General features: G+C 63.5%; 29 protein-coding genes and 1 pseudogene. 14 read left to right on the top strand and 16 right to left on the bottom strand.

Features of this window, described 5'->3' with window-relative positions; genetic code table 11:
• The first annotated feature begins 119 nt into the window (after positions 1-119).
• Entirely contained in the window at positions 120-983 is an 864-nt protein-coding gene (locus ACFSQT_RS33485; RefSeq protein WP_379026114.1) for an SMP-30/gluconolactonase/LRE family protein, read from the top strand.
• 8 nt (positions 984-991) lie between these two features.
• On the opposite strand, the gene ACFSQT_RS33480 is transcribed toward ACFSQT_RS33485, so the two are convergent.
• The 4 genes from ACFSQT_RS33480 to ACFSQT_RS33465 form a co-directional block, all read right to left on the bottom strand.
• Positions 992-1339, bottom strand: a complete 348-nt coding sequence (locus ACFSQT_RS33480; protein ID WP_379026112.1) for an antibiotic biosynthesis monooxygenase — start codon at positions 1337-1339, stop codon at positions 992-994.
• A gap of 128 nt (positions 1340-1467) precedes the next feature.
• Positions 1468-3348 (bottom strand): ABCB family ABC transporter ATP-binding protein/permease, encoded by a 1881-nt coding sequence (locus ACFSQT_RS33475; protein WP_379026110.1) that lies wholly within the window; start codon positions 3346-3348, stop codon positions 1468-1470.
• Between the two features lie 23 nt (positions 3349-3371).
• The gene (locus ACFSQT_RS33470; protein WP_379026108.1) at positions 3372-3719 is read right to left on the bottom strand and encodes an ArsR/SmtB family transcription factor; all 348 of its coding nucleotides are present in this window, start codon (positions 3717-3719) and stop codon (positions 3372-3374) included.
• Positions 3720-3787: 68 nt separating this feature from the next.
• Positions 3788-4720, bottom strand: a complete 933-nt coding sequence (locus ACFSQT_RS33465; protein WP_379026106.1) for a LysR family transcriptional regulator — start codon at positions 4718-4720, stop codon at positions 3788-3790.
• Between the two features lie 93 nt (positions 4721-4813).
• Here ACFSQT_RS33465 and ACFSQT_RS33460 point away from each other — a divergent pair, with 93 nt between their 5' ends.
• Positions 4814-5605, top strand: coding sequence for an NAD(P)H-dependent oxidoreductase (locus ACFSQT_RS33460; protein ID WP_379026104.1), 792 nt, complete (start codon positions 4814-4816; stop codon positions 5603-5605).
• A gap of 28 nt (positions 5606-5633) precedes the next feature.
• Here ACFSQT_RS33460 and ACFSQT_RS33455 read toward each other — a convergent pair whose 3' ends face one another.
• Positions 5634-7247 carry a LysM peptidoglycan-binding domain-containing protein gene (locus tag ACFSQT_RS33455; protein WP_379026102.1) on the bottom strand — a complete coding sequence of 538 codons (1614 nt, stop codon included), beginning with the start codon at positions 7245-7247 and terminating at the stop codon, positions 5634-5636.
• A gap of 113 nt (positions 7248-7360) precedes the next feature.
• Between ACFSQT_RS33455 and ACFSQT_RS33450 the strand changes: the two genes are divergently transcribed.
• Entirely contained in the window at positions 7361-7972 is a 612-nt protein-coding gene (locus tag ACFSQT_RS33450; protein WP_379026100.1) for an LOG family protein, read from the top strand.
• 94 nt (positions 7973-8066) lie between these two features.
• Here the strand turns inward: ACFSQT_RS33450 and ACFSQT_RS33445 are convergent, their stop codons facing one another.
• Positions 8067-8975 carry a LysR substrate-binding domain-containing protein gene (locus ACFSQT_RS33445; protein ID WP_379026098.1) on the bottom strand — a complete coding sequence of 303 codons (909 nt, stop codon included), beginning with the start codon at positions 8973-8975 and terminating at the stop codon, positions 8067-8069.
• A gap of 110 nt (positions 8976-9085) precedes the next feature.
• Here ACFSQT_RS33445 and ACFSQT_RS33440 point away from each other — a divergent pair, with 110 nt between their 5' ends.
• The 5 genes and pseudogenes from ACFSQT_RS33440 to ACFSQT_RS33420 all read left to right on the top strand — a co-directional run bounded on the left by ACFSQT_RS33440 (position 9086) and on the right by ACFSQT_RS33420 (position 13676).
• Positions 9086-9376, top strand: a complete 291-nt coding sequence (locus tag ACFSQT_RS33440) for a muconolactone Delta-isomerase family protein (protein WP_379026096.1) — start codon at positions 9086-9088, stop codon at positions 9374-9376.
• A 158-nt stretch (positions 9377-9534) separates the two neighbouring features.
• Positions 9535-10641 carry a glycosyltransferase gene (locus ACFSQT_RS33435; protein ID WP_379026094.1) on the top strand — a complete coding sequence of 369 codons (1107 nt, stop codon included), beginning with the start codon at positions 9535-9537 and terminating at the stop codon, positions 10639-10641.
• Positions 10642-10699: 58 nt separating this feature from the next.
• Positions 10700-11119 (top strand): annotated as a pseudogene (locus tag ACFSQT_RS33430) (class I SAM-dependent methyltransferase); the annotation flags it as partial.
• A gap of 6 nt (positions 11120-11125) precedes the next feature.
• Positions 11126-12520, top strand: a complete 1395-nt coding sequence (locus ACFSQT_RS33425) for a hypothetical protein (RefSeq protein ID WP_379026294.1) — start codon at positions 11126-11128, stop codon at positions 12518-12520.
• Positions 12521-12677: 157 nt separating this feature from the next.
• Positions 12678-13676, top strand: coding sequence for a transporter (locus ACFSQT_RS33420; RefSeq protein WP_379026092.1), 999 nt, complete (start codon positions 12678-12680; stop codon positions 13674-13676).
• A 153-nt stretch (positions 13677-13829) separates the two neighbouring features.
• Here the strand turns inward: ACFSQT_RS33420 and rarD are convergent, their stop codons facing one another.
• The 8 genes from rarD to cysS form a co-directional block, all read right to left on the bottom strand.
• A complete protein-coding gene (gene rarD, locus ACFSQT_RS33415) occupies positions 13830-14747 on the bottom strand; it encodes an EamA family transporter RarD (RefSeq protein WP_379026090.1) in 918 nt (305 codons plus the stop codon).
• Positions 14748-14903: 156 nt separating this feature from the next.
• Entirely contained in the window at positions 14904-16526 is a 1623-nt protein-coding gene (gene cimA, locus ACFSQT_RS33410; protein ID WP_379026088.1) for a citramalate synthase, read from the bottom strand.
• Positions 16523-17479, bottom strand: a complete 957-nt coding sequence (gene pip, locus ACFSQT_RS33405; RefSeq protein WP_379026086.1) for a prolyl aminopeptidase — start codon at positions 17477-17479, stop codon at positions 16523-16525. The genes cimA and pip overlap by 4 nt, the downstream gene beginning before the upstream one ends.
• Positions 17476-17952 (bottom strand): GFA family protein, encoded by a 477-nt coding sequence (locus ACFSQT_RS33400; RefSeq protein ID WP_379026084.1) that lies wholly within the window; start codon positions 17950-17952, stop codon positions 17476-17478. Before ACFSQT_RS33400 ends, pip begins: the two co-directional genes overlap by 4 nt.
• Complete coding sequence (locus ACFSQT_RS33395; protein ID WP_379026082.1) at positions 17949-18440, bottom strand: GFA family protein; 492 nt, start codon at positions 18438-18440, stop codon at positions 17949-17951. The genes ACFSQT_RS33400 and ACFSQT_RS33395 overlap by 4 nt, the downstream gene beginning before the upstream one ends.
• A 6-nt stretch (positions 18441-18446) precedes the next feature.
• Positions 18447-18833, bottom strand: coding sequence for a VOC family protein (locus ACFSQT_RS33390; protein WP_379026080.1), 387 nt, complete (start codon positions 18831-18833; stop codon positions 18447-18449).
• Positions 18830-19237: an endonuclease domain-containing protein gene (locus ACFSQT_RS33385; protein ID WP_379026078.1), complete on the bottom strand. Its 408-nt coding sequence runs from the start codon at positions 19235-19237 to the stop codon at positions 18830-18832. Before ACFSQT_RS33385 ends, ACFSQT_RS33390 begins: the two co-directional genes overlap by 4 nt.
• Positions 19238-19505: 268 nt before the next feature.
• Positions 19506-20939, bottom strand: a complete 1434-nt coding sequence (cysS, locus tag ACFSQT_RS33380) for a cysteine--tRNA ligase (RefSeq protein WP_379026076.1) — start codon at positions 20937-20939, stop codon at positions 19506-19508.
• 148 nt (positions 20940-21087) lie between these two features.
• Here cysS and ACFSQT_RS33375 point away from each other — a divergent pair, with 148 nt between their 5' ends.
• Together ACFSQT_RS33375 and ACFSQT_RS33370 are read left to right on the top strand one after the other, a co-directional pair.
• The gene (locus ACFSQT_RS33375; protein WP_379026074.1) at positions 21088-21243 is read left to right on the top strand and encodes a hypothetical protein; all 156 of its coding nucleotides are present in this window, start codon (positions 21088-21090) and stop codon (positions 21241-21243) included.
• A 110-nt stretch (positions 21244-21353) separates the two neighbouring features.
• Entirely contained in the window at positions 21354-21509 is a 156-nt protein-coding gene (locus ACFSQT_RS33370) for a hypothetical protein (protein WP_379026072.1), read from the top strand.
• 123 nt (positions 21510-21632) lie between these two features.
• On the opposite strand, the gene ACFSQT_RS33365 is transcribed toward ACFSQT_RS33370, so the two are convergent.
• On the bottom strand, positions 21633-22394 hold the full coding sequence (locus tag ACFSQT_RS33365; RefSeq protein ID WP_379026070.1) for an SOS response-associated peptidase: 762 nt from the start codon (positions 22392-22394) through the stop codon (positions 21633-21635).
• A gap of 131 nt (positions 22395-22525) precedes the next feature.
• On the opposite strand from ACFSQT_RS33365, the gene ACFSQT_RS33360 reads away from it, so the two are divergent.
• From ACFSQT_RS33360 to ACFSQT_RS33345, 4 genes are all read left to right on the top strand, one after another.
• Positions 22526-22939 carry an NUDIX hydrolase gene (locus ACFSQT_RS33360; RefSeq protein ID WP_379026068.1) on the top strand — a complete coding sequence of 138 codons (414 nt, stop codon included), beginning with the start codon at positions 22526-22528 and terminating at the stop codon, positions 22937-22939.
• Between the two features lie 141 nt (positions 22940-23080).
• Complete coding sequence (locus tag ACFSQT_RS33355) at positions 23081-23458, top strand: TIGR02301 family protein (RefSeq protein ID WP_379026066.1); 378 nt, start codon at positions 23081-23083, stop codon at positions 23456-23458.
• A gap of 467 nt (positions 23459-23925) precedes the next feature.
• Positions 23926-24183, top strand: a complete 258-nt coding sequence (locus tag ACFSQT_RS33350) for a hypothetical protein (RefSeq protein ID WP_008874920.1) — start codon at positions 23926-23928, stop codon at positions 24181-24183.
• 67 nt (positions 24184-24250) lie between these two features.
• A complete protein-coding gene (locus ACFSQT_RS33345; protein ID WP_379026064.1) occupies positions 24251-25036 on the top strand; it encodes a hypothetical protein in 786 nt (261 codons plus the stop codon).
• 33 nt (positions 25037-25069) lie between these two features.
• On the opposite strand, the gene ACFSQT_RS33340 is transcribed toward ACFSQT_RS33345, so the two are convergent.
• Positions 25070-26401, bottom strand: a complete 1332-nt coding sequence (locus ACFSQT_RS33340; protein ID WP_379026062.1) for a dihydroorotase — start codon at positions 26399-26401, stop codon at positions 25070-25072.
• Between the last annotated feature and the right edge of the window lie 6 nt (positions 26402-26407).

Here is a 26407-nt window from a genome sequence, read left to right as displayed (position 1 = left end):
TCATGAGCGAAAAGCCGTGGGGCTGCTGTCGGGACGAGGACGCCTCGCCCGTCCTTGGTGAGACAGCGTCATTCGTCGGTCTTTCGGCCGCGATGACGTGCAACCAGGAGGTCCCGCATATGCAGAAACAATCAACCACCCAAGCGCGTCTCGTTACTGCCGGCCTTGCCTTCGGTGAATCGCCGCGCTGGCGTGACGGACGCCTGTGGCTCTGCAACTGGGGAACCGGCGAGATCGTGGCCGTCGATGCCGATGGCAACCGCGAAATCGTGCTCACAGTTCCGGCTGTGCTGCCCTACTCCATCGACTGGCTGCCGTATGGCCACCTGCTCGTCGTGTCCGGTCGCGAAGGGCTGCTGCTCAGGCAGGAAGCCGACGGTTCACTGGTTACCCACGCCGATTTGCGACCGCTGTCGAAAGGCCCGTGGAATGAGATCGTCGTCGACGGGCGGGGCAACATCTATGTCAATGGCGGCGGCCCGGCGCCGGCTCCCGGCCAATATTTCGGCCCAGGCACCGTCGTGCTGATCACGCCGGACGGCGCGGTCCGGCAGGTGGCGGAAAATATCGCCTTTGCCAACGGCATGGCCATAACCCCGGACAACAAGACGCTGATCGTTGCCGAGTCGCACGCCAACCGGCTGACCGCCTTCGACATCGCCGCGGACGGCACCCTTTCCAACCGCCGGGTCTGGGCCGATCTCGATGGCTTTCCCGACGGCATCTGCCTCGATGCCGAAGGCGCGGTCTGGTATGCGGATGTACCCAACAAGCACTGCGAGCGGGTGCTCGAAGGCGGCGAGGTGCTGCAGACCGTCAATGTCGATCGCGGCTGCTTTGCCTGCATGCTGGGCGGTGCGGACAAGAAAACGCTGTTCATCGCCGCCGCCGAATGGCGCGGCTTCGAGCATATGGTTGGGGATGCCCGCACCGGCCAGGTGCTCAGCGTTGAAGCGCCGGCACCTGGCGTCGGCTGGCCGTAGAAGCCTTTTTACAGTCCGGGGATCCGCTGATAATTGGCGATGTCGGCTCGCACGCCAAGCCGGGCGAGCGTCTCCTGCCGATTGAACCCGGCACGCGCATGCTCGGCCGTGACGATCGGCACGACCCGGTCGACGGCCGCCTGGCTTTCCCATTCGACGATCGTGACGAGGTTGAATTCGCCCGGCCCCGAGAACTGCTCGAGCAGGAAATCCTGCACGAAGCCATCCTGCCGGCGCAGCAGGTCATGTGTTGCCCTGACCTTGGCGAGTATCTCCTCGCGAGCGGCCGCCGGGACGACGAATTTGTCCACCCTGAACACGCTGCTACCGTCAACACTCTGATTTGTCTTGCTCATCTCGATTGTTCCGTTCTTGGATCTTGGTTTTCCGGGCTCCAAGAACGGCCTACAATCTCAACTAAAGTTGAGGTCAAGCGGATTTTTTCGACACCTTTCCCTTCTCTCCTTTGGGAGAAGGGAAAACGCTATGACACCTCCGACGTGCGGCGGCGGACGATGACGCCAAGCTCGTCGCCCTCGCGGGCAATGCGCAGCCGCTCCTCGGCCTCGGTCGCTTCGCGCTGGCGGTCCCACATCGAGGCGTAGAGGCCGTGCTTTCGCATCAGCTCGGCATGGGTGCCGCGCTCGGCGATCTGGCCGTCCTGCAGCACGATGATCTCGTCTGCGGAAATCACCGTCGACAGCCGGTGGGCGATGACGATGGTGGTGCGGCCGCGGCTGACCAGATCGAGCGCGGCCTGGATCTCCTGCTCGGTGTGGCTGTCGAGCGCCGACGTCGCTTCATCCAGCATCAGGATCGGCGGTGCTTTCAGGATGGTGCGGGCGATCGCCACGCGCTGCTTCTCGCCGCCGGAGAGTTTTAGCCCACGCTCGCCGACCATCGACTTGTAGCCCTCTGGCAGTCGCTCGATGAACGGGCCGATCTGGGCGAGTTCGGCCGCCTTGCGCATATCCTCCTCGCTGGCGCCGATGCGGCCATAGCGGATGTTGTAGGCGATGGTGTCGTTGAACAGCACGGTGTCTTGCGGCACCATGCCGATCGCCCCACGCAGGCTCTCCTGCGTCACGTCTCTGATGTCCTGGCCGTCGATCAGCACCTGGCCGCCCTGCACGTCGTAGAAGCGGAACAGAAGCCGCGAGATGGTCGACTTGCCGGCGCCCGACGGCCCGACGATGGCGACCGTCTTGCCGGCCGGCACCTCGAAGCTGATGCCCTTCAGGATCTTGCGGTTCGGATCATAGGAGAAATGCACGTCACGGAACTCGACCTTGCCGGCGCTGACGGCGAGCGGCCTGGCATCCGGCTTGTCGACGATCTCCCGCGGCACATCGAGCAGATCGAACATCTGCTCGATATCGGTCAGCCCCTGGCGGATTTCGCGGTAGATGAAGCCGATGAAATTGAGCGGCACCGACAGCTGCATCAACATGGCGTTGATGAAGACGAAGTCGCCGACCGTCTGCGTGCCGGCCTGCACTTCGAGCGCCGACATGCACATGACGATGACGGTGCCGAGGCCGAAGATGATGCCCTGGCCGAAATTCAGCCAGCCGAGCGAGGTCCAGATCCGCGTCGCCGATATTTCGTAGCGCGCCATCGAGCGGTCGAAGCGCTCGGCCTCCATGCCTTCGTTGTTGAAATATTTGACCGTCTCGTAGTTGAGCAGCGAGTCGATCGCCTTGGTGTTGGCATCGGTGTCGCTGTCGTTCATGTCGCGGCGGATCGCGATGCGCCAGTCGCTCGCCCGCACCGTGAACCAGACATAGACCCAGACGGTGACCGCGACGACGACGACGTATTTCCAGCCATAGGTGTAGGCGAAGATGCCGGTGGTCAGTGCGAATTCGAGGATGGTCGGCGCGGTGTTGAGCATGATGAAACGCACAATCGTCTCGATGCCCTTGGTGCCGCGCTCGATGATACGCGACAGACCGCCGGTGCGCCGCTCGAGATGAAAGCGCAGCGACAGTTCGTGCATGTGGACGAAGGTGCGGAAGGCGAGCTGCCGCACCGCGTACTGGCCGACCCGGGCAAACAGCGCGTCGCGCAGCTGGTTGAAGCCAAGCTGCACTAGGCGCACGACATTGTAGGCGACGACCAGCATGACCGGCGCCAGCAGAAAGGTCGGCAGCGGCGGCACCGATTTGGCGTCGCCGGCCAGCGCATCGGTCGCCCATTTGAAGAAGTAGGGCCCGGCGACCAGCGTCAGCTTGGCGACGACCAGCAGCAGCGTCGCCCAGGTGACCCGCGCCCTGAGATCGGCGCGGTCCGCCGGCCACATGTAAGGCCACAGGTTGAGCAGCGTCTTGAAGGTCGAGGAGTCGGAGACGGTTTTTTCGGCCATTTTTTGATGCCTTCTTCTTATTCTCAGCGGCCGGAGCAGCAGGAATTGACGAGCGCGGCGACCGATGCGGAAACATCGGCGAGCGCGGCGTGGTCGACCGCATAACGCGAGCGCTGGCGATCGGGCTCGAATCGGACCAGCCCGGCTTCGACCAGTATCTTCAGGTGTTGTGACACGGTGGACTGCGCCAGATCGAAACGATCGACGACTTCGCGGCAGCAACAGGAGTTGCTGGCTGACAGGTGCTTTATGATTTCGATGCGCGCCGGGTGCGAAAGCGCGGCAAGCCGGGCGGCGACCGCGTGGCTGTCGGGGGCGCAGTTGCCCGGCGCGGGGCGGCATCCGTCTGCTTCGAAGGGGGATTCGGCCATCGTCCATCGGCGATAAACGATGACCGGTCCTGCGGCAAGCTGCGCTTATGGGCAGATTTGGCTGGCGACTAACGCTTTGAGATCGATTTCTCGATCCCCGGCATATCGAGTATCTGTTCGGCCAGAAAGTCGACCAGTAAGCGGACCCTTGCGATGCCCGCGCGCTCCGGGACAATCAGCATGTTCAATGGGACGGAGGGCAGCGAATATTCCGCCAGTATCGTCTCGAGCAAGCCTGCTGCCAAAAGATCGTCGACAAGCCATCGATGAGCCGGTGCAATCCCTCGGCCAGCGACCAAGGCCTCGCGTGCGGCCAGTCCATGGTCGATACGCAGTCGCCCTGCGAAAGGCACCATATGGAGTTCGCCGCCGGCGCCTTGCAAAGCAAGAGTTTCGCTGCCCGCCACATTCGACATGCGGATGCCCTCATGCCGAGAAAGATCCGATGGGACGACCGGTCTCCCTCGCGCCGCCAGATAATCCGGCGATGCCACGAGCAGACGCCGTGATTGGCCGAGGGCGCGCAGCTTCAACGAGCTGTCAGTGAGTGGCCCAAGGCGAAGCGCGATATCGACGCCCTCCCGGACGAGATCCACACGTTCGTCCGTGAGGCTGAGATCAATTCCGATCTCGGGATATCGATCCTGAAAGGCGAAGACGAACCGGCTGGCGTGCAAGACCCCGAAGGCTGCCGTACAGGAGATCCGGACGGTGCCAGCCGGCGCACCGCGCGCGCCGCGCGCTTCATCGCCGGCCTGCTCCACAAGGCGCAGGATCTGGATGCTGTTTGCGTAGTACCGGTTACCCTCATCGGTCAACGTGACCCGCCGGGTGGTTCGGCTGAGCAAAGGCACACCCACCGCCTCCTCGAGCTCCTGCAAATGCCGCGTGACCGTCGATTGCCCGATGCCCAGTTCATTGGCAACCGACGACAGCTTCCCCCGTTCTGCGACGCGAACGAAGGTGCGCATGCGTTCGAGCGTGATATCCGATTTATCCATTATTCGGCACAATCTTATCCATTGCCGATACATAGCGGATTGCATCGATATTGCCTACCTGACGAACAGGTTTTCAATCCCTGGAGTCGCCGCATGAAAATTCTGCTTGTCTTCGCTCATCCCGAATCGCGCTCGCTCAACGCCGCGCTCCGCGACGTCGCCATCACGGAACTGGAGGCACAAGGCCATGAAGTGCGGGTAACGGACCTTTACGCCCAGGGCTGGAAATCAGCGGTCGATCGGACCGACTTTCCGGTCTTGGCGTCGGACACGCGGCTGATACCTGCCACGGCGTCCAAGAAGTCTTTCGAAGCCGACGCGCTGACCGAAGACGTCAAGGCCGAGATCGCCAAGCTGATTTGGGCGGATGCATTGATCCTCCAGTTTCCGCTCTGGTGGTTTGCCATGCCGGCGATTCTCAAAGGTTGGGTCGACAGGGTCTTCGCTTACGGCTTCGCCTACGGTGTTGGTGAGCATAGCGACAAGCGATGGGGCGACCGCTACGGGGACGGAACCTTGGTCGGCAAGCGCGCAATGCTGATCGTGACGGCAGGCGGCTGGAAAGAGCATTATGCGCCTCGCGGCGTCAACGGCGAGATCGACGACCTGCTGTTCCCGATCAATCACGGGATTCTCTACTACCCGGGTTACGACGTGCTTCCGCCGTTTGTCATCTATAGCGTCGACCGCTTTGGTGAAGCCGACTTCGAGCCCGCTGCCCAGCGCTTGCGCGAGCGGATGAGAACGCTCGCTACCACGCAGCCGATCCCCTATCGCCGGCAGAATGGCGGCGACTATTTGATTCCGAGCATGAACCTGCGCCCTGACCTGGGCGATCAGAACACAACCGGGTTCAAACTTCACCTGAGCGGCTCAAAGAGCTAGCTGACTACGACCCTGGATGGCCTTGGCTCTATTTGGTCTTGGTCGGCGCTTTCGTCGCCTGCTCGCCCATCGTCTTGAGGTCGGCGGCTTCGCCTTCCTTCGACTTTTCCGGAACCTTGAACACCTGCCCTGGCCAGATGCGGTCGGGATTGCTGATCTGATCCTGGTTGGCGAGGTAGATGGTCGAATAACGCACGCCATGGCCGTAGACGCGCCGCGAAATCCGCCACAGCGTATCGTTGCGGCGGATGACGACGGCGCCGTCGGCATGCTCGAGCTTGGGCGCGACGGTCTCGGGCACATCGCCTGGCGGCGTTGCCGCCGCCACGACGGCCGGAGCCTCAGTGGCAGGAGCGGGCGTCGTGGCCGGTGCCATCTCGGCCGGTGCGGCGGCAACGGCCGGCGCCTCGGTGGCCGGTGCGGCAGGAGCCGGTGCGGGCTCCGCCGGGGCCGCCGCGACAACAGCGGGCGCGACCGGTTTCGGCTCGGCAGGCTTTGCTTCGGCGGGTTTGAGATCGGCGGGCGCCACGGCGGCGACCGATTCACCCGGCTCACGCTCGAACGGCACGGCGGCACGGGCCACAACTTTCACCCCGTCGGCATCGAGACCGTCGACATGGATGGTGTAGCTGCCGACCGGAATGTCGCGCGTCGCCTCGACCAGGAAGTGGCCGTCCGATGACGTCTGCGCGTCACCGAGCAGGATATCGTTGGCGTAGGCGCGCACCTTGCGGCCGGGATCGGCGAGACCGGCAACAAAGATCTTGTTGCCGTCGATCTCGACCGCCTCGACGACGATCTTGGGTTCGGCCACGGCTGCGGCGGGGGGCGTTGCCGGAGTCGCCGGAGCAGGTACTGCTTCAACCGCGGCTGGCGCCGGAGCCGCCGGGGCGGCAGGTGCAGGCGCTTCGGCCGCGGGAGCAGCCGGGGCGGCAGCCTGGTCGTCGGCGGCCGGGGCGGCCGGGTTTGTCTCGGGCGCCGGAACGGTGAGCAGTTCGGCCGGCTTGCCCGGCTCCTCGACCATGGCCAGCACCTGGCCGGCCGCATCCTTGGGAACCGAAACGACGGCGGTCTGCGCCGAGGCGGTCACGACATCGCCGATGGTGGCGCGCAACGCGATTGTATAGTCGCCGGGTTTCAGCGGATCGTCGAGCACGATGACAAAGGCGCCATCAGGGCCCGCGACCGTCGAGCCGAGCACGGTCGTGCCGGTGAGTATCTCGACCTTCGAGTTGGGCGCCGCATTGCCGGCAACGACGATCGAGCCGTTGCTCTCGACGCGCACGACATCGAAGGACGGCGCGATCGGACCGGCCGTGGCGGGCGCCGCCGCATCCGGCGCGGGCGCTGCAGGAGCTGTCGCCTCGGTTGCGGGCGCTGCTGGAGCCTCCGTTGCCGGTGCGGCCGGGGCTGCCGCCTGGGGCGCCGCGGCGGGAGCAGCCGGCACCGCCGGCGCCGGCAGGCGCGCTTGCGTGCCGGGATCGGCCGGTTTCGGCGCCTCGGGTGGCGTCAAGGCCGCTACTTGCGCCGGCGGCGTGCGATTGAGATACGCATCGAGTGCACCCGATACATAGGCGGTTCCCGCGGCCGCGACGGTCCCACCCGCCGCGAACAGGAACACCTTCAGTGGATTAATCGCCATATTTGCCTACCCCTTAGCCACCTAATGCCGGTCTAGCCTGTTTTGCCAAAACCGACAAGAAAAAGCCCGCCCGGGCTTGACCCCGCTTTCAGACCCAATCACCAATCATCGGCATGAACACGATTCGATCCGTCTGCGTCTACTGCGGCTCGTCTCCGGGCCGCGATGAAACCTATGCCAAGGCCGGACACCTGCTTGGGCGCTCGCTTGCGCGCTCCGGCCTCAGGCTGATTTACGGCGGCGGCACCAAAGGCATCATGGGCGCCGTTGCCGAGGGCGCCCTGCGTGCCGGCGGCAAGGTGACGGGCATCATTCCGCGCTTCCTCATCAACAAGGAGGCAACCGAAACCGCGCTTGACCGGCTCGACGAGCTCGTGATCACCGACAACATGCACGAGCGCAAACATAGGATGTTCGAAAAATCCGACGCCTTTGTGGCGCTGCCGGGCGGCATCGGCACGGTCGAGGAGATCGTCGAGGTGATGACCTGGGGACAGCTCGGCCATCACCGCAAGCCGATCGTCTTCGGCAATGTCGGCGGATTCTGGGATCCGATGCTGGCGTTGCTCGATCACATGGCCGCCGAGGGCTTCATCCACACCGCGCAGCGGGTCAAGCCGCTGGTCGTCAACGACCCCGAGGCAATCGTCGCCGCCATCATGGTGGCGGGGTCCTCCGTCGATGCCCCGACCGAGGGCGTGCAGTCGGTGATAGACAAGATGTAGGAGCAAAATGTAGGGCAGTAAGGGAATATGGCAGTAAGGCAGTATGTAGATTGCCTGGAGTGGGTTTGCCCTACTGCCCTACTGCCCTACTGCCCTACTGCCCTACTGCCCTACTGCCCTCTTCCTCCGCTGCCTCCCGCAAGCCGGCGATCACCGCTCGGTGGTCAAGACGACGCCAGGCAAGATGGATCGAAACCTTTCGTTCGAACCATGGCAGGTCGCGAAACACGATCCGCGGCGGTGCGGCGGCACGCAGGCTGGCCTGCACCGTCGCCAAGCCAAGACCGGCGCTGACCAGTCCGAGCGAGGTCAACGGATCGGCCGTCTCATAAGCGATGTCGGGCAGAAAGCCGGCCTTGGCACAGGCAGCCAGGAACTGGCCGCGGTTGGTGTCGTCGGGTTGGCGCACGACGGTGATCCAGGTGCGGCCGTCGAGGTGGCGTGGCCTGATGTCCGACAACCCGACAAGCGGATCGTCTTCGGGGATCGCCAGCACCAATGGTTCATGGCGCAGCGCGATGGTGGCGATGTCCGGATCATCGCCAGCCGGCGGCGAATAGACGAAGCCCAGGTCGAGCGAGCGCTGCCGTAATGCCTCCAGTTGCGCCGCCGAACGCAGGCTTCGCAATTGAAGGTGAAAATCCGGCCGCTCGCGGCGGAACTGGCGCAGCATCCCGGCGACAAGGCCGGCATGCACGGCTCCTTCGACATAGCCGATGGCGAGACGGCCGACGGCACCGCTGGCCAGGTTGCGGCCGAACTCCTCCAACCGTCGCGCGTTGGACAGCAGCGAGCGGGCCTCGGCGAGGAAGGCGCGGCCTTCGGCGTTGAGATGGACCCGTTGCCTGGCTCTTTCAAACAGGGGAACGCCAAGCTGCTCCTCGAGCTGCATGATCCGCCGGCTGAGCGGCGATTGCGAAATATGCAGCATTTCGGCGGCGCGGCCGACATTGCCGGTTTCGGCGACCGTGACGAAATAGCGAAGCTGGCGCAGGTCGAACATTTTTCTCCAGGCTTTCAAGTCCTTTGAGGTCTCAACTTTAGCTTATTCAGTCTTGGACAGTCTGGCTAGCCGCGGCGATAGTTGGGTCATCCCAACCAAAGGAGACCGCCATGCAGTTCTTTGCCCTTCTCACCCGCAACACCGAAAAGTTCAGCGATGCCGATTTCGCGCCGCTGCTGCCGGGCGAGGCCGAGCAGCGGCGCACGCTCTATGCCGAAGGCGCGGTACGCCAGGTCTGGAACCGCGGCGACGTCCCCGGCAGCGGCATGATGTTCGAGGCCGGCAGCGACGCCGACGTGCGCGGCCATCTCGCCACCTTGCCGCTGGTGAAGGCCGGCATGATGGATATCGCCGCCATCGTACCGCTCAACCCCTACCCGGGCTTCGGCCCGAAGCGCTGAACGAGAGCAAGAGGCGCGGCGGTCGCAAGGCTTGCCGCCTTCCTTTCTACCTCGAGAACTTTCGCCTGACACGGGTAGGCAAACCCGTCCTGTGACGATTTCCGTTTGCTGCTCGCGGGCGAGTTGGCTATCGGGAAATGTCGGCAGGGGGAGATATTTTGGAGAACAGATCCGAGACGGGAACAGATCGCGTCCCACACGCATCCGTCGTCATGACGGTCTACACCGACCGGCGCTTCCTCGATGCGGCGGTCGACAGCATACTCGCGCAGGAATTCGGCGATCTCGAGCTTATCATCGTCGATGATGGAACGGGCCAGGATGCGGTCTTCCAGGCACTGGCGCGTCGCGACCCGCGCATCCGGGTTGTCGTCAGTCCCACCAATCTGGGCACCGCCGCCGCCGCCAACCGCGGCATCGAAGCGGCTCGCGGCGACATCATTCTTCGCCTGGACGCGGATGACATCGCCGAGCCGACGCATGTCGGGCGCCTCGTCGCGGCACTGGCCGAGGATCCGCAGCTGGGCCTGGTCGGAAGTTCCGTGACGCTGATCGACGAAGCCGATCAGGTCCACTATGTGCAGGCAATGCCGCAAACGGATCTCGAGATCCGATGGACCATCCTGTTCCACAACCCATTCTACCATTCGGCGGTCGCCTATCGCCGCAGCTGCTTCGACGCGGCCGGACCCTACAGGATCGAGGAATTGGTCTCGCAGGACCACTATCTCTGGTTTCAGATGCTGCCCTTGTGCCGCGCGCGAAACCTCGCCGAGCCGTTGACGCGCTATCGGGTGAACACGCTTGGACTGACAATTATGAACTCGAAGAACGCACGCAACCGGACGCATCCGATCCGCGAGGCTTTGTGGACCCGTCTCGGCCTGACCTACGACCTCTACGACGACGCCTTCGCGCAGGATCTGTCGCGTTTCCTGCGCGGGAATGAAATCGCCACCGAGCGGCGCGTCGCCGCCTACCGCAAACTGCTTGGCGTGCTGCGCGTCTTTCTCGCCGCATCGCAGCCGTTTGCGCATGCCGAGGATGCCGACGACGCCCGGCGGCTGGCGCAAAGTACGGTCGCGCGCATACTCGCCAGCCCGCCGATGCGGCTGCGAGAGGTGCTGGAGGTCTGCACGCTGTGCTGGCCGCTCGATCGGCGGGCTGCGACCAGTGCGGCGATGAGACGGTTGGCAGTTGGCGCCAGCGCCCGGCTGCGGGCGGCGGGAAAATGGCTGAGCCGGTCTGGGATGAACCAGCCGTGAGCGGGATCTCCACGGCGCGAGAATTGCTATCCCTGCCCGTCCGTATCGAGAGAGCATAATGGACCCTGTTTTTTCGGCGTGGTTTGAAGGCAAGTACCTTTCCACCGACTGGACGTCGCGGTTCTTCTCGGTGTGGGCGTCGCTGCTCGCAGCGCGCCGTGACGAGCCCCTGAAGGTTCTGGAAATCGGCTCATGGGAGGGCCGGTCGGCGGTTTTCTTTCTGCAGTATCTGAGCAAATGCCAGCTGACATGCATCGATACGTTCAGTGGAAGTCCCGAACACGCGCTTCGCCCCAAATGGGCCGACCAGCTTGCCCATGTGGAACAACGTTTCGACGCCAATCTCGCTGAATTCGGCGGACGGGTCGAAAAGATCAAAAGCCGTTCGTCGCAGGCGCTGGCCCGCCTCATTTCCGAGGAACGCAGCTTCGAGGTCGTCTTCATCGATGGCAGCCATCACAGCGCCGATGTCCAGGCCGATGCCGTGTTTTCCTGGCAGATGGTCAGGGACGGCGGCATCATCATTCTCGACGACTATGAATGGACATTCTTCCCCGACGAAATCGACCATCCAAAACTCGGGATCGATACCTTCCTGGCGGTGCATGCCGGCCAGTACCGCGAGTTGTATCGGGGCGAGCAGATCATTATCCAGAAGATCGAAGCCGAGCCATCACGGGCGCCTTCGCCGGGCACGCCGGCACTGCCGCGGGAGGCCGGTCCGGCGCTCGACATCGCCGAGAAGAGTGTCGAGTTTGTGCTGATTGCCGAAGCGGGCATTCTCGAAGCGCAAGCCCTGCTGCTGTGCGAGAGCATACGATGTTTTGCAGGCGCCTATTCGCGGTGCCCGATAACGGTCGTCTCACCAAGGAGCAGCCGCCGCCCATCCTTGTCGACGCTGCGCAAATTCGAGCAGCTGGATGTCGAATACCTGCCGATCGAGATCCAGAGTTACTACCCGCAATACGGCACGTCGTATCGCATTCACGCGCTCGCTCACGTCGAACGCCGGCCGGGGCCGCCTGTCATCGTCCAGCTCGACAGCGATACGATATTTGTCGCCGAGCCCGATTTATCGTTGGGCGCAAGTTCGGCCGCCGCGCGCCCGGTAGACGTCAAGGGAATGTGCACGACGGGGCCTGGCGACCCATTCGACAGCTACTGGAGACAGTTATGCGCGCTTGTCGGCGTCGACTATGAGCATCTCCCCATCGTGCGGACAACGGTCGGTGGCCAGGCGGTGCGAGCGAGCTACAATGGCGGGCTTTTTGTAGCAACAAGGGCATGCGGGCTTTTCCAGCGTACCGAAGCCATTTTCAAACAATTGGTGGCCGCGGATATGAAGCCGTGGGCCGACGGGCCAACTTTCGACACCGGGACCGGGGTCCTGCACGGAGAGGCCACCACCTATTGGGGCACCAGCCAGGCCGCCTTCTCGCTGGCGGCAGTTGCCGGAAACCACCCCGTGCGACTTTTGCCGGATACGCACAATTTTCCTCTCAACAACCTCGCGGGGCTGCCGGCGCCCAACGCGGCGCGCCTGGTCCACATCCACTATCATGGCCTGTTCAGCGACGCGTCAGCGGATGTAAATCCGATAATGCAAGGGAAGCTGGCCCTTCCGGCGGCAATTTCCGAATGGCTTGCGGCCCGGCTGCCGCTGCGGGACCACCCGCAGCCGACGGCCACGACGCGTGACCTCACACTCGAGCAGGACGAACTCATTCGCGCCCATGACGACCTTAGGCTCGAACGCGACGCGCTCGTCCGTGACCGAGACGCTCTCCGCGAAGAACGCAACGCGATCCTCGCGTCACGCAGCTGGCGCTTGACCGCACCGTTGCGATGGGTGCGCGGCCCTTTCGTGCGCCGAAGATGACGGCAAGATCGATCGCGGCGGCGCGACGCCGGCGCTCGGCAGACTGTGATCGGCTGTCAAGAAACCGTCACACGCAACCAGGCTCGTCCGTGCTAGAGATCGCGGTCAGGCTGCCGCCACGCGGCGCCATGTCCGAAAACTGCATCTGGTACTGCCCATGGATGTCGCTCTTGCCCCGGAAGGCACCGACCTGTCGCCTTACCTGCCCGACGAGCACGGGCTGTTCTTCATCTATCATTTCACCGCCGATGGCCTGCGCACCAAGGACCCGGGACAGGCGTGCTGGAACTGGCGCAGCTATCAGATCACCGACCTGCATGCACGCCAGGAGATCGGCGCTGAGAAGGCTTTGCCGGGGCCGGTGCGCGACGCCTTCCTTGCCCCCAGCCATGGCTGTCACATCGACTTCGAGGATGGCTGGCTCTATGGCGATCTGCCGGATCTCAGACACAATTTTTCCGAGGCGCGCGGGCTTGTCCATTTCCGCTTCGCCTTCAACGAGACGACGCTGATCGGCGCTCGCAAGCAGCCGCTGGAATCGGTCGATGCCGTCCGCAAGTCAGTGGAGAGTGGATCGCGCAAGTTCCGCTCGCCGGCGGAACTGATCGAGGCGGTCACGGGCCAGTCGCTCGACGGCATGTCGGCTGAGCTCCGCAAGCTGGGCGACAAGCTCGACGGCATCGAGGACCGCGTCGTACGCGATGCGTGGCACAATGAGCGACAAGCGCTGGTCGAGGCGCGCCGGCAATTGGTGGTCATCCATCGGCAGATGGCGACGATCACCAATCTGTTCCGACATCTCGACCATTCGCATCGCAACGAGCTGCCTGACCCGATCAACGACATGGCGGCCAGGCTCTCGCAGCGGGCGCATACTCTCTACCATGACGGCGAGCAATTGCAGGCGCGCACAAGGCTGTTGCAAGACGAGCTGATGGCCAAGCTGACCATGCAGTCGAACCAGTTGCTCTACGTTCTCTCTGTCATGACGGCGGTGCTGCTGCCGACGACCATCATCTCGGGCCTGTTCGGCATGAATGTCGGCGGGCTGCCGCTGGTCGACACGCCGATGGGCTTCTGGGTGGTAACGGCGGTATCGGTGTTTATCGCGGCAGCCACCTATCTATTCGTCAGGCGGCTTGGCCGGGGGGTGTAACAGCAGCCCGGTGGCTTTTACGCCGAAGCGCGAAGATCTTCCACAACGGTACCGGCATGCATCGCGCAATGCGGTGAAGCTCGAATGCATTTCGGCGGCGCCCGAGCGCGCCCGGGGCGCGCGCCCTCGCCAGGCGAATTTCGAAACAGCCTCTTACCTGACAGAAGCCTTGCGCGCGCTCGTCAGCATCGACCAGGAATAGATCGCCAATGCCGCCCAGATGAGGGCGAACGCGACGGCCTGGGTGGTGCCGAAAGGCTCGTCGAAGATCAGGACGGCGATCAGGAACACCATGGTCGGCGCGATGTATTGCATGATGCCGATGGTGGAGAGGCGCAGCAGCTTGGCGCCGAAGGCGAACAGCAGCAGCGGGATCGATGTGACCGGACCGCAGCCGATCAGCAATGCCGTGTCGGTGGCATTGCCGGAGACGATGTGGTCCTGCCCGGTCGCGATCAGGTAGGCGATGTAGCCCAGCGCCGGCACCGACAACAAAAGCACTTCGAGCAGGAAGCCCTGGCTCGGGCCGATCGGCAGCGTCTTGCGGAAGAAACCGTAGGCGGCGAAGGAAAATGCCAATGCCAGCGACACCCAGGGCAGCTTGCCGCCTTCGATGGTCAGCACCGCGACCGCGATCGCCGCCAGCACCACCGCGGCGATCTGCAGCCGGTCGAGGCGCTCGCCGAGCAGCAGCGCGCCGACGACGACGCTGACCAGCGGATTGATGTAATAGCCGAGCGCGGTCTCGACGGTGCGGTCGACGGCGATCGCCCAGACATAGATGCCCCAGTTGACCGAAATCAGAGCCGCCGTCAGGGCGGCCATGGCGATGGTGCGAGGTGAGCGAAGTGCCGCCTTGAAATCCGCCGTGCGGCCGGCCCAGACCAGCACGGCAGCGGCGATCGGCACCGACCAGACGATACGGTGGGCAATGACTTCGGCGAGCGGCAAATGCGCCACCGCCTTCATGTAGAAGGGCAGCAACCCCCACAGGAGATAGGCGCCAAGCGCCAGCAGAAAGCCGCGACGGGCCTTTGAATCGGCGTCCAGGGTAAGTGCTTGAGTGGCCATGGGCCAACGCTATGGCCCAGCCACCTTGACAAGACCATCGCAAAGTTCTGATGGATCAATGGACTTTCGCTGATGGTTCAAAGGCGTTCGCCGCTCTATTTGGCGATCGCCCTCGCAGAACCTGGATTCCTCTCCCTCGCTCGGCGGGGCGAGGAACTACTCCGCCGCCACCAGCCCGGCCATCTCGCGATTCTTCATCAGCTTGTAGATGATGGAATCCATCAGCGCTTGGAACGAGGCGTCGATGATGTTTTCGGACACGCCGACCGTCCACCAGCGCGCGCCGGTGCCGTCATGCGATTCGATCAGCACGCGGGTGATCGCTTCGGTGCCGCCATTGAGGATACGCACCTTGAAGTCGGCGAGCTCCATGTCGGCGATCTCGCCCTGGAATTTGCCGAGATCCTTGCGCAGCGCGATATCGAGCGCGTTGACCGGGCCATGCCCCTCGGCCACCGACATCTTCTCCTCGCCGTCGACCAGCACTTTGACGATCGCTTCGGACACCGTCTTCAGCTGGCCGTTGGCGTCGAAGCGGCGCTCGACCATGCAGCGGAACGAGGTGACGTTGAAGAATTCCGGCAGGCCGTGCAGCATCTTGCGCGCCAACAGCTCGAAGCTGGCGTCGGCGCCTTCATAGGCGTAGCCCTCGGCTTCACGCTCCTTGACCACGGCAATCAGCGCATCGAGCCGATGATCGTCCTTCGGCACCTCGATGCCGCGCCGCTTCAGCTCGGCGAGGAAATTGGCCTTGCCGCCCTGGTCGGAGACCATGACGCGGCGGCGGTTGCCGACCGTTTCCGGGGGCACGTGCTCATAGGTCGCCGGCTCCTTGGCCAGGGCTGAAGCGTGGATGCCTGCCTTGGTGGCGAAGGCCGAGGCGCCGACATAGGGTGCCTGCGCTTCCGGCGCACGGTTCAAGAGCTCGTCGAAGGCGCGCGACAGCCTGGAGACGCCGGTCAAGGCCTCCGCCGAAATACCGGTGTCAAATCGGCTCGAGAACGCCGGCTTCAGCGCCAGAGTCGGCACAATCGAGATCAGATTGGCATTGCCGCAGCGCTCGCCGATGCCGTTGAGCGTGCCCTGGATCTGGCGCACGCCGGCCTCGACCGCGGCCAGCGAATTGGCGACGGCCTGGCCGGTGTCGTCATGGGCATGGATGCCGAGATGGCCGCCGGGAATACCGGAGGCGATGACGCTCTCGACAATGGCGCGGACTTCCGACGGCTGCGTGCCGCCATTTGTGTCGCACAGCACCACCCAGCGCGCGCCGGCATCGTAGGCCGTCCTGGCGCAGGCCAGCGCATAGTCGGGATTGGCCTTGAAACCATCGAAGAAATGCTCGCAGTCGACCATCGCCTCCTTGCCGGCGGCAATCGCCGCCTCGACCGAGGCCTTGATGGCGTCGAGGTTTTCCTCGTTGGTGCAGCCAAGCGCGACGCGGACATGGTAATCCCAGCTCTTGGCGACGAAGCAGATGGCGTCCGACTTCGATTGCACAAGGGCTGCAAGGCCGGGATCGTTGGACGTCGACACCCCTGCCCGCTTGGTCATGCCGAAGGCAACGAATTTGGCGCGCGCCGTGCGCTTCTCCTGGAAGAAGGCGGTGTCGGTCGGGTTGGCGCCGGGGTAACCGCCCTCGACATAGTCGAGGCCGAAGTCGTCGAGCAATCTGGCGATGGCGATCTTGTCCTCGACGGAAAAGTCGATGCCCGGCGTCTGCTGGCCATCGCGCAAGGTGGTGTCGAAGAGATAGAGGCGCTCGCGGGTCATGGTCATTTCCCCGCAAACCTGTCCGTCGCCCGGATCAGCTGGTCCAGGATGCCCGGCTCCGAATAGGCATGGCCGGCACCCTCGATCAGGTGGAAATCCGCCTTTGGCCAGGCCTTGTGCAGCGCCCAGGCATAGTGCGCCGGACACGGCATGTCGTAGCGGCCATGGACGATGGTGCCGGGAATATCCCTAAGCTTCCAGGCATCGCGCAGCAACTGCCCCTCTTCCAGCCAGCCGCCATGGACGAAATAATGGTTCTCGATACGGGCAAAAGCGATGGCGTAATCATCCTGCCCGAACGGGCCGCTGGTTTCGGGCTCGGGCAAAAGCGTGATCGTCTCGCCCTCCCACAGGCTCCAGGCGCGGGCTGCCTCGATCTGCGCGTTGCGGTCGCTGCCCACCAGCCGCTTGCGGTATGCGGCCATCATGTCGCCGCGCTCGGCCTCGGGGATCGGCGCCAGGAACCGCTCCCATTTGTCCGGGAACATTTCCGAGACACCGAACTGGTAATACCATTCGAGTTCCGCGCGCGTCAGCGTGTAGATGCCGCGCACCACCAGTTCACTGACGCGATCAGGGTGTGTCTCGGCATAGGCCAGTGCCAGCGTCGAGCCCCAGGAGCCGCCGAACACCAGCCATTTGTCGAAACCGGCCATCTCGCGCAGCAGTTCGATGTCGGCGACGAGATGCCATGTGGTGTTGGCTTCGAGCGAGGCGTTGGGCGTCGACTTTCCGCAGCCGCGCTGGTCGAACAGGATGACGTCGTAAAGCTTTGGGTCGAACAGCCGCCGGTGTTTCGGCGAGATGGTGCCGCCCGGCCCGCCATGCAGGAACACCGCCGGCTTGGCGCCCCTGGTGCCGGAGCGTTCCCAATAGACCTGATGGCCGTCGCCGACGTCGAGCATGCCGGACTCGACCGCCTCGATCTCGGGATAGAGGCTACGCAATTGGCTGCTCATAGCTGCAAACCCTTGGTCGGCCAGTCCGCCGTTTCATGGTCGGGGTGCTGGAAGGAAATGATCTGCTCCTGCCGGGCATAGTAGTCGGGGTCCTGATGGACGGGCTGATCGAAGATCGTCTCCACCCAGGGAAGCCGCGCGGCGTAGTTGACCTGGATTTGCGGGGCGAGATCGGAACGGTCGTCAAAGGCGCCGATGGCAATCTCCAGTCCGCCGGGCTGGCGGTAGGTCAGCGGCGTCCCGCAACGGGCGCAGAAGCCGCGATCGATGTTGACCGACGACTGGAAATAGCTCGGTTCTTCATGGGTCCATTCGACGCCATCCTTGGGCACGATGACCAGCGCACCGAAGAACGAGCCGAACTGCTTCTGGCACATGCGGCAATGGCAGATCGACGGACGGCCGAGCGCGCCCTTGATGCGGAAGCGCACCGCGCCGCACTGGCAGCCGCCGGTTCGTATTGTTTCGGTCATGATCTTTCCTTCGGCGGCCATTGTTCGGTGTCGTGGTCCGGGTGCTGATAGGAGACGAGATCGGCCAGATAGGGGGCCGACGATATGTCGGCCATCGTCTCCTCGCCCGGCAATTGCGGGATCGTGTCGACATAGGGCAGTTTTGCCTCGGTGCCCCACTGGATCAGCGGCACGATCTCCGCCGGATTGTCGAACGCGCCGATGGCGAGACCGACACCATCCGGCGCGGTGAAGGTCAGCGGCGTGCCGCAATCGGCGCAAAAGCCGCGGTCGACATGGCTGGAAGAGCGGAAATATTTCGGCTCGCCGCGGGTCCAGTCGAGCCTGGCGCCGCGCACCGACACCAGCGGCGCGTAGAACGAGCCGAACGCCTTCTGGCACATACGGCAATGGCAGATCGAAGCGTCGCCAAGCGCGCCCTCGACACGAAAGCGCACCGCGCCGCATTGGCAGCCGCCGGTGTAGATCGGCCGGTTGTCGAGGCTCATCGCTGGTCACTCCGGGGCATGGCAGACGGCCTCGACATTGTTGCCGTCGGGGTCGAAAACGAAGGCGGCGTAATAGTTGGCGTGATAGTGCGGGCGCAGGCCCGGCCCGCCATTGTCCTTGCCGCCGGCGGCAAGTGCCGCGGCATAGAAGGCATCGACCTCGGCGCGGCTGCGCGCGGTGAAGGCGACGTGCTGGCGATCTCTCGGCTTGTCCTTGGCCGAACTCAGCCAGAACACCGGCCGGTCACGGCCATAACCACCGACCTTGGCGCCACCGGTGTATTCCAGCGGGACCATGTAAAGGAGCAAGGCGCCAAGCGGAGCCATCGCCTTGTCGTAGAAAGCCTTCGAAGCATCGAAATCGGCCACGGTGATGCCGAGATGATCGATCATGGAACGGACTCCCTTGCTGGTTCGCTTGCCGGCATTTCGGCGCCGGCCAGACCGGCCTCGATCACGATATGCTGGCAGACATTGTCGATATCGCGAATGACGTCGTCGTTCCAGAAGCGCAGGATGGTCCAGCCGCTGCTCTTCAAATAAGCGCTGCGTTCCACATCGCGCTCGACATGCTCAGCGTCTGCATGCTGGCTGCCATCGACCTCCACGATCAGCTTTTTGTCCGAGCAGGCAAAATCAACGATGTAGAGGCCGATCGGCACCTGCCGGCGAAAGCTCAATCCCATCAGCCTGTGCGCGCGAAGCTCGTTCCAGAGCTTCAGTTCGGCGTCGGTCATTACACGACGCATGGATTTTGCGTTCCTGCGCTGGCGCGACGAGACGAGGTCGTGACCCATTAGGCACCCTCGTTTTTGAGGTTGGCGAAATCATAAATGACGGCCAATCTCCCCCCTTGCGGGGGAGATGTCCGGCAGGACAGAGGGGGGTGCTGTCCCTCCGGCCTATCAGCCAATTGTGGCGATGCCCTGAGCCGTCTGTCGATGGGAATGGATTGAGAGGTTGGCGATCCTTCCCACCCCCCTCTGTCCTGCCGGACATCTCCCCCGCAAGGGGGGAGATTGGCTGTCATCGGCGCTTTCGCCAACTTGGTATCCAGCACCGCCCTCACCGCTTGACCTCCCAGGTGGTCACACGTTCGCCAGTGACGGGGTCCTTGCCGTCCTTCAACTGTACACCTTGCGCCAGCAACTCGTCGCGGATGCGGTCGGCCTCGGTCCAGTTCTTTGCGGCGATGAGCGCGAGGCGATTGGCGATTGCCTTGGCAACACCACCTTCATCGATGTCGGCCGACGCGACATCGAAGCCGAGAAACAGCAGCGATGCCTTCAGCGCAGCGGCGGCTTCGTTGCCGTCCGCGGCCTCGCCGGCCAACTGCGTCAGGACCTGGAAGGCGGCATAGGTGGCGAGATCGTCCGACAAGGCGTCGATGACCTCCACCGGCAACTGCCCCGCCCCCGGTGCCAGATCGGCCGCCCGCTTCCATTTGCGCAGCGTGTTTTCGGCTTCCTCCAGCTTGCGCACGGAAAAGTCGATGGGCTCGCGATAGTGTGTCATCAGCATCGCCAGCCGCAGCACTTCTCCCGGCCATTTGCGGCCGCCAAAAGTCTCCGTCTCCAGCAGTTCGTTGATCGAAAAGAAATTGCCGAGGCTCTTCGACATCTTCTGACCTTCAACCTGCAGGAAGCCGTTGTGCATCCAGATGTTGGCCATGACGTCGGTACCATGGGCGCAGCGCGACTGGGCGATCTCGTTCTCATGGTGCGGGAAGATCAGGTCGAGCCCGCCGCCGTGGATATCGAAGACCTCGCCGAGATAGGCGGCCGACATCGCCGAGCATTCGATGTGCCAGCCCGGCCTGCCCCTGCCCCATGGCGAATTCCAGCCGGGCTCCTCGGGCGAGGACAGCTTCCACAGCACGAAATCTTGCGGGTTTTTCTTGTGCGCGTCGACAGCGATCCGAGCACCGGCCTGCTGCTCGTCGAGATTGCGCTTCGACAGTTGGCCGTAGTCCGGCATCGAGGCGGTGTCGAACAGGACTTCGCCTGCCGCGACATAGGCATGGCCGCGTTCGATCAGGCTTTGAATCAAGCTGATCATGTCGGCCTTGCCATCGGCGCGGGGCTCGACGAATTCGGTGGCGCGCGGCTCGACCGTCGGCTCCAGGCAGCCGAGAACAGCCACATCCTTGTGGAACTGGTCGGCGGTCTTTTCGGTGACCCGCCGGATCGCCTCGTTGAGCGAGAGCCTGCCTGAAGCGATCTCGCCGCCGAAGTCCCGCAAGGCGCGCGCGTTGATCTTGTCGTCGACGTCGGTGATGTTGCGCACGTAGGTGACGTGCGTCTCGCCATAGAGATGGCGCAACAAGCGGAACAGCACGTCGAACACGATTACCGGCCTGGCATTGCCGATATGGGCAAAGTCGTAGACCGTTGGGCCGCAGACATACATGCGCACATTGCGCGGATCGATCGGGACGAAATCCACTTCCTTCCGCGTCAGCGTGTTGTAGAGGCGCAAGCCCTGCGATGCGTCAGACATTCGTGCCTTCCCGATTCAGAACTTTTGTTTGGATGGAGCCAGCTTGCGCCAAGGCGTAAACCGGATTCCAGCCTGCTGGCCGGGGCGTTTGTCCAATCTGTGGAAAGATGAGGCGAAAACGTCCGGACCAGCGCGAGGCTAGCCAATAATGCAAATGCCACAAATGGCGAAAGACGTTTTCATGGGCGGCTTTATCGCCTTGGTCAGTGTTGCCGTCAAGCCGCTGATTCCGAGAAAAACGCCGCAAAGATTGGCAAACGCTTCGCTCGATCACGCAGAATCAGGCAGTGAAACATTTTATTAAACATGTCGGCACAGTCATGAAACATTCGCCGGCTAGTTCACCAAACGTCACGATTTGGTCGGATTCAACGGTCAAACGCGAACACGAAAACGTTACCTGGGAAGAGAAACATGCCTCGAAGCAAGCAGGAAGCCACCCGCGTCAAGCAACCGGCGCTGGCCAACCACTATCGCGCAATCGGCCCGGCCGCGATCGTCGCCGCCCTTCTCCACACCGCGAAGAAGAAAAAGCCGGCGCAGAAGATCGTATCGCCCCGCGCTGCCTGAAGCGGTGCGCGGCCGGCGCCAAAGGCGCCGGGCATGATGGCGCCGACAGGCGCCTCCAGCTTACGTCCTCTTGTTTGAGCGTGATCTTTCCCGAAAACCGGGACCACTTTTCAGGATCATGCTCTAAAACAGCGTCATCTGACCGTTGTCCGTGTCGGACTTCTGGCGCCTGACCTTCTCGGGCTCCGGCCCCAGGACGCCCCTCTCCTGAATTTCCGGTCCGGTGTTGGCGACCTTGTTGACGAGGTCGGAAACCGGAATTGCCTCGAAGAAATCAAGCTGCGCCGGCCGCAAGAGGTCGGCGACATCGCGCGGCTCAAGCGTGCGGCAATCCAGCCAGCGGGCGAAGTCCCTGGGATCGACCACCACCGGCATGCGGTCGCGGATATAGGCGATGTCGGCATTGGCATTGACGGTCAGGATGGCGCCGGTGTCCATTTCCGAACCGCCCGGCTCGGCGTAGGTCTCGATCAGTCCCGCAAAGGCGACCAACCCGCCATGCCTGGGCCGTATCCAATAGGGCTGTCCCTTCTTGCCTCCGGTTTGCCGCCACTCGTAAAAGCCGGATGCCGGCACCAGCGCACGGCGATGGCGCATGGCGGCTTTGAACGAGGCCTTTTCGGCGGCCCCTTCAGAGCGTGCGTTGAACAGCAGCGGAAACTCCCTGGTGTCCTTCACCCAGGTCGGGATCAGCCCCCAGCGCACCAGCATCGGCTGGCGGTCCGGCAGATTGGAGCCAGGTGCCCGCGGGGCGCCGGCGGTCGCCACCAGGATCGGCTGCGTCGGCGCGATGTTGTAGCGCGCCGGGAAATCCTCAAGCCCCGCCACGTCCAGAAAGGCGGCGGTCTGATCCGGCGTCGCGGTCAAGGCAAAACGTCCGCACATGGTCGACTGGCACCCTTCGACTGGTTCGGTTTGAAAGTGGCGATGGAACCGGCGTTGCGCAACCGCTAAAGCTTCCCCATGCTGGGCGGTCCACAACAGTCCTGCCTTCAAACGAGCCTGATCGGGAAGCCATGAACGAAGCGCGCAAGACACTTCCGGCAGTCTCGGTGGCTGTCGTGCGTGGCGACACCGTGCTCCTGGTCAAGCGGGCGCGACAGCCGTCGCAGGGGCTCTATGCATTTCCGGGCGGCAAGGTCGAGGCCGGCGAAACGCTGGAGGCAGCGGCCAGGCGGGAACTGCTGGAAGAAACCGGCTTGCACGCCGCCGATTACCGCCCGCTTCGGGAAATCCACATCGACGGCAGGGACGACCGCCATCCGGTCGATTATCTCCTCACAGTCTTTGGCGCTGCCTATGCCGGCGGCGAGGCGGTGGCCAGCGACGACGCTGAGACAGCCGCCTTTTACACGCTCGGCGAAATGGCGGGGCTGCCGCTCGCCGGCTCGGTCTTTGCCGTCGCCGAGGACTTGTTGGGCCTTCGCTGAAACGCCGGGGTGCAGCCGAGAAAATCGCCTTGCGGGCGACAAATTGTTTCGCCACAAAGGCTTATGCTGTTTGGCGGAGCCGCAACGGCCAACGCCGTTGGGCGGACCACAACGGCTAACACCGTTGGGCAGAGAAGGCTTATGAACCGTCGATCCATGCTCCTCGCTGTATGCCTTGCCGCCAGCACGGTCGTCTCGACACGGCCGGCGCTCAGCGCCGAGTCGCCGTTCGAGCCCGGGCTGATGCGGCTGGCGGAAGTTCTGGGGTCGCTGCATTTCCTGCGCAATTTGTGCGGTGAGAAAGGCGACCAGTGGCGTATCGAGATGCAGAAGCTGCTCGATTCGGAAAATCCCGACGCCGAGCGGCGCGCCCGCTTCATCGCCAGCTTCAATCGCGGCTACCGCTCCTTCGGCGGCACCTACACGCGATGCACCCCCTCGGCGACTGAAGCCATCAGCCGTTATATGAAAGAAGGCGAGACGCTGTCGCGCGACATCGCCTCGCGTTACGGCAACTAATGCATGTCGCCCAAAAGCGCGCCGCGGTTTTGGGACAGCGAGATGCATTAGGACAAAAGCTAAAAAAAGCGCGTCGACCGAACCCGTTTCAACGCGACGCGCTTAAGTGCTCGCGACCGCTCATCCACAGATATCCGGACCATCGCTGGCGACGGCCGATTTATCCGGCTTGTGCCAAGTGACATCTTGGTGCAATCCTCATGTGGCACTTCTGCAACAGTATTAATGAAACCTTACTCCGCGAATGCGGAATTAACTCAAACTGAAGGTTTTCGCCCCGCAGGCCGCCCTAATCGGCTAAGTTTGGCCCGAGTTGAACGCAGCTCCGCACAAGGCAATCGGCCTTTGTAAAAAACGATCAAAAAAATGTCGTATTTACAAATACTTAATTGACCTTGCGTGTGAAATGAACAGATCAAGCCTGATCCGCATCGACGGATCGCCGCTTGAAAGGGTGGACATCGCATATGGAACATGGTGTCAACGACATCGACGCGCTGGTCAGGGAAGAGAAACGCCTGACCGCCGTGGAAAGCCACAGCGAAGCCTGGGCGGAAGGTCTCTCCGCCGGCATAGAGCCAGAGATCATTGCCGAAGCAGCGCTCGAGACGGCGTTTGGCGAGATGTTGCGTGCCAATGGCGAGACCTCGGCCCTTGCCCTGCTCGACCGTATGCGTGAAAAGGTGATTGCTGGCGCCTTCGAACCTGAACGGCTGCGGCACTGAACCGACGTCCGGTTCTTTGACGATATGCCGCTCGGGCATAATGCCCGGAATCAAGGAGAAGCGGGCAGTGAATTTTTCGATGTCAGGCAAGCCGCGTGGCTTGGCCCTTTGCATCAGTCTCGTCGCCTGCTGTGCCGCGTTCCCCCTGGTTCTCGTGAGCAGTCCCGCTCATGCCCTGAGTGAGATCAAGCGCGAAGAGCTTCCCTCACCGGTCCAGCCGTCGGCGGATGACGACATGTCGCCGCCGGGAAGCACCGTGCCAATGCCCGACCCGGTCGGAACGCCACCTCCAGCCAGCAAGCCGGTTGCCCCTGGCGAAGCGGAGCCGGACAGCCCGCCGAGCGGCGGCAGCGTGACCAGGCCGCGCGTCGATCCGGAGACGCCGGTGCCTGAGGTCGTCTACGATCTCGGCACGCTGCCAGAACCGGTACGGCGCATGCACGACCTGATTGTCGAGGCCTGCAAGAGCGGCGACATCGAAAAGCTGCGGCCCTTGATCGGCACGGGCGACAACACCACACAATTGTCGCTGACCGATATAGACGGCGACGCCATCGCCTTCCTCAAGGGTCTCTCCGGCGACCCGGAGGGCCAGGAAATCCTGGCCATCCTGGAGGAAGTGCTCAATGCCGGCTACGTCCACCTCGATGCCGGCAAGCCGGAAGAGCTCTATGTCTGGCCGTATTTCTTCGCGCTGCCATTGGACAAGCTCGATGCCAAGCAGCGCGTCGAACTGTTCAAGATCGTCACCGCTGGCGATTTCGACGACATGAAGCAGTTCGGCGCCTACATCTTCTACCGCGTCGGCATCACGCCTACCGGGCAGTGGACATTCTTCGTCGCCGGCGATTGAGCCTTTTTGGCCCGCCTTGCGGGAGGTAGGAGCCTAGCGAGGCAATGCCTCGGAAAACTCCACTGCCCTGCCCTGGCCCGGCGTGACGATCTCGCCTTCCCACATCACGCGGCGGCCGCGGATGACGGTGCCGACCGGCCAGCCTGTGACTTGCCTGCCGTCATAAGGTGTCCAGCCGGCTTTCGAGCCGGCCTGTGCGTTGGTTATGGTCTCACGCCGCTTCATGTCGACAATGGTGAAATCGGCGTCGTAGCCGGCGGCGATGCGGCCTTTTCTCGCCATGCCGAAGATCCGTTGCGGACCATGGCTGGAGAGATCGACAAAGCGCTGCAGCGTCAGCCGGCCAGCATTGACATGGTCAAGCATGATCGGCACCAGCGTCTGCACACCGGTCATCCCCGACGGCGAGGCCGGATAGGGTTTGGCTTTCTCGGCCAGTGTGTGCGGTGCGTGATCGGAGCCGAGCACATCGACGATGCCTTGCGCGATGCCATGCCAGACGCCATCGCGATGGCGCCTTTCGCGCACCGGCGGGTTCATCTGGATCAGCGTGCCCAGCCGCGCGTAGTCGTCAGCCGACAGGGTCAGGTGGTGCGGCGTCGCCTCGCAGGTCGCGACATCCTTGTGCTGCTCGAGGAACAGGATCTCCTCCGCGGTCGAGATGTGCAGGACATGGATGCGGGCTCGAACATTGCGCGCGATGCGCACCAGCCGCTCGGTGCAGCGCAAAGCGGCGATCTCGTCACGCCACACGGGGTGCGATGACGGGTCGCCCTCGATGCGTTCGCCCAGACGCTCGCGCAGCCGGAATTCGTCCTCGGAGTGGAAGGCGGCGCGGCGGCGCGTATTCCTCAGGATCGAGGCGACGCCCTCGTCGTCCTCGACCAGCAGGTCGCCGGTGGACGATCCCATGAAAACCTTGATCCCGGCCGCGCCCGGCAGCCGCTCGAACTCGCCGACATCCTTCGCATTCTCACGCGTGCCGCCTACCCAGAAGGCAAAATCGCAATGCATGCGGCCACTGCCGCGCCGGACCTTGTCGGCGAGTGCCGCCTCGCTGGTGGTCAGCGGATTGGTGTTGGGCATCTCGAACACGGCGGTGACGCCGCCCAGCACCGCCGCCCGCGAACCGGTCTCCAGATCTTCCTTGTGCTCAAGCCCCGGCTCACGGAAATGCACCTGGCTGTCGACGACACCTGGCAGGATGTGCAGGCTGCGGCAGTCGACCGTCTCGCCGGCCGAGGCCTGGCCGAGATCGCCGACGGCAGCGATGCGTCCGTCCTTCACACCGATGTCGCGAGCCCCCTCGCCATCATGGTTGACCACGGTGCCGCCTGTCAGGATGAGGTCGTAGGTCATGGCCATGCTCTC

The sequence above is a fragment of the Mesorhizobium calcicola genome (assembly GCF_042682105.1).
Lineage (GTDB): Bacteria > Pseudomonadota > Alphaproteobacteria > Rhizobiales > Rhizobiaceae > Mesorhizobium > Mesorhizobium calcicola.
The sequence above is the reverse complement of the archived record's forward strand: the minus strand, read 5'-3'. Positions and strand labels throughout refer to the sequence as shown.

Excerpts from the sequence above, each read along its gene's own strand:
- ACFSQT_RS33485 (WP_379026114.1), top strand. The coding sequence starts at position 120 with ATGCAGAAACAATCAACCACCCAAGCGCGTCTCGTTACTGCCGGCCTT.
- ACFSQT_RS33480 (WP_379026112.1), bottom strand. The coding sequence starts at position 1,339 with ATGAGCAAGACAAATCAGAGTGTTGACGGTAGCAGCGTGTTCAGGGTG.
- ACFSQT_RS33475 (WP_379026110.1), bottom strand. The coding sequence starts at position 3,348 with ATGGCCGAAAAAACCGTCTCCGACTCCTCGACCTTCAAGACGCTGCTC.
- ACFSQT_RS33470 (WP_379026108.1), bottom strand. The coding sequence starts at position 3,719 with ATGGCCGAATCCCCCTTCGAAGCAGACGGATGCCGCCCCGCGCCGGGC.
- ACFSQT_RS33465 (WP_379026106.1), bottom strand. The coding sequence starts at position 4,720 with ATGGATAAATCGGATATCACGCTCGAACGCATGCGCACCTTCGTTCGC.
- ACFSQT_RS33460 (WP_379026104.1), top strand. The coding sequence starts at position 4,814 with ATGAAAATTCTGCTTGTCTTCGCTCATCCCGAATCGCGCTCGCTCAAC.
- ACFSQT_RS33455 (WP_379026102.1), bottom strand. The coding sequence starts at position 7,247 with ATGGCGATTAATCCACTGAAGGTGTTCCTGTTCGCGGCGGGTGGGACC.
- ACFSQT_RS33450 (WP_379026100.1), top strand. The coding sequence starts at position 7,361 with ATGAACACGATTCGATCCGTCTGCGTCTACTGCGGCTCGTCTCCGGGC.
- ACFSQT_RS33445 (WP_379026098.1), bottom strand. The coding sequence starts at position 8,975 with ATGTTCGACCTGCGCCAGCTTCGCTATTTCGTCACGGTCGCCGAAACC.
- ACFSQT_RS33440 (WP_379026096.1), top strand. The coding sequence starts at position 9,086 with ATGCAGTTCTTTGCCCTTCTCACCCGCAACACCGAAAAGTTCAGCGAT.
- ACFSQT_RS33420 (WP_379026092.1), top strand. The coding sequence starts at position 12,678 with ATGGATGTCGCTCTTGCCCCGGAAGGCACCGACCTGTCGCCTTACCTG.
- rarD (WP_379026090.1), bottom strand. The coding sequence starts at position 14,747 with ATGGCCACTCAAGCACTTACCCTGGACGCCGATTCAAAGGCCCGTCGC.
- cimA (WP_379026088.1), bottom strand. The coding sequence starts at position 16,526 with ATGACCATGACCCGCGAGCGCCTCTATCTCTTCGACACCACCTTGCGC.
- pip (WP_379026086.1), bottom strand. The coding sequence starts at position 17,479 with ATGAGCAGCCAATTGCGTAGCCTCTATCCCGAGATCGAGGCGGTCGAG.
- ACFSQT_RS33400 (WP_379026084.1), bottom strand. The coding sequence starts at position 17,952 with ATGACCGAAACAATACGAACCGGCGGCTGCCAGTGCGGCGCGGTGCGC.
- ACFSQT_RS33395 (WP_379026082.1), bottom strand. The coding sequence starts at position 18,440 with ATGAGCCTCGACAACCGGCCGATCTACACCGGCGGCTGCCAATGCGGC.
- ACFSQT_RS33390 (WP_379026080.1), bottom strand. The coding sequence starts at position 18,833 with ATGATCGATCATCTCGGCATCACCGTGGCCGATTTCGATGCTTCGAAG.
- ACFSQT_RS33385 (WP_379026078.1), bottom strand. The coding sequence starts at position 19,237 with ATGGGTCACGACCTCGTCTCGTCGCGCCAGCGCAGGAACGCAAAATCC.
- cysS (WP_379026076.1), bottom strand. The coding sequence starts at position 20,939 with ATGTCTGACGCATCGCAGGGCTTGCGCCTCTACAACACGCTGACGCGG.
- ACFSQT_RS33375 (WP_379026074.1), top strand. The coding sequence starts at position 21,088 with ATGCAAATGCCACAAATGGCGAAAGACGTTTTCATGGGCGGCTTTATC.
- ACFSQT_RS33370 (WP_379026072.1), top strand. The coding sequence starts at position 21,354 with ATGCCTCGAAGCAAGCAGGAAGCCACCCGCGTCAAGCAACCGGCGCTG.
- ACFSQT_RS33365 (WP_379026070.1), bottom strand. The coding sequence starts at position 22,394 with ATGTGCGGACGTTTTGCCTTGACCGCGACGCCGGATCAGACCGCCGCC.
- ACFSQT_RS33360 (WP_379026068.1), top strand. The coding sequence starts at position 22,526 with ATGAACGAAGCGCGCAAGACACTTCCGGCAGTCTCGGTGGCTGTCGTG.
- ACFSQT_RS33355 (WP_379026066.1), top strand. The coding sequence starts at position 23,081 with ATGAACCGTCGATCCATGCTCCTCGCTGTATGCCTTGCCGCCAGCACG.
- ACFSQT_RS33350 (WP_008874920.1), top strand. The coding sequence starts at position 23,926 with ATGGAACATGGTGTCAACGACATCGACGCGCTGGTCAGGGAAGAGAAA.
- ACFSQT_RS33340 (WP_379026062.1), bottom strand. The coding sequence starts at position 26,401 with ATGGCCATGACCTACGACCTCATCCTGACAGGCGGCACCGTGGTCAAC.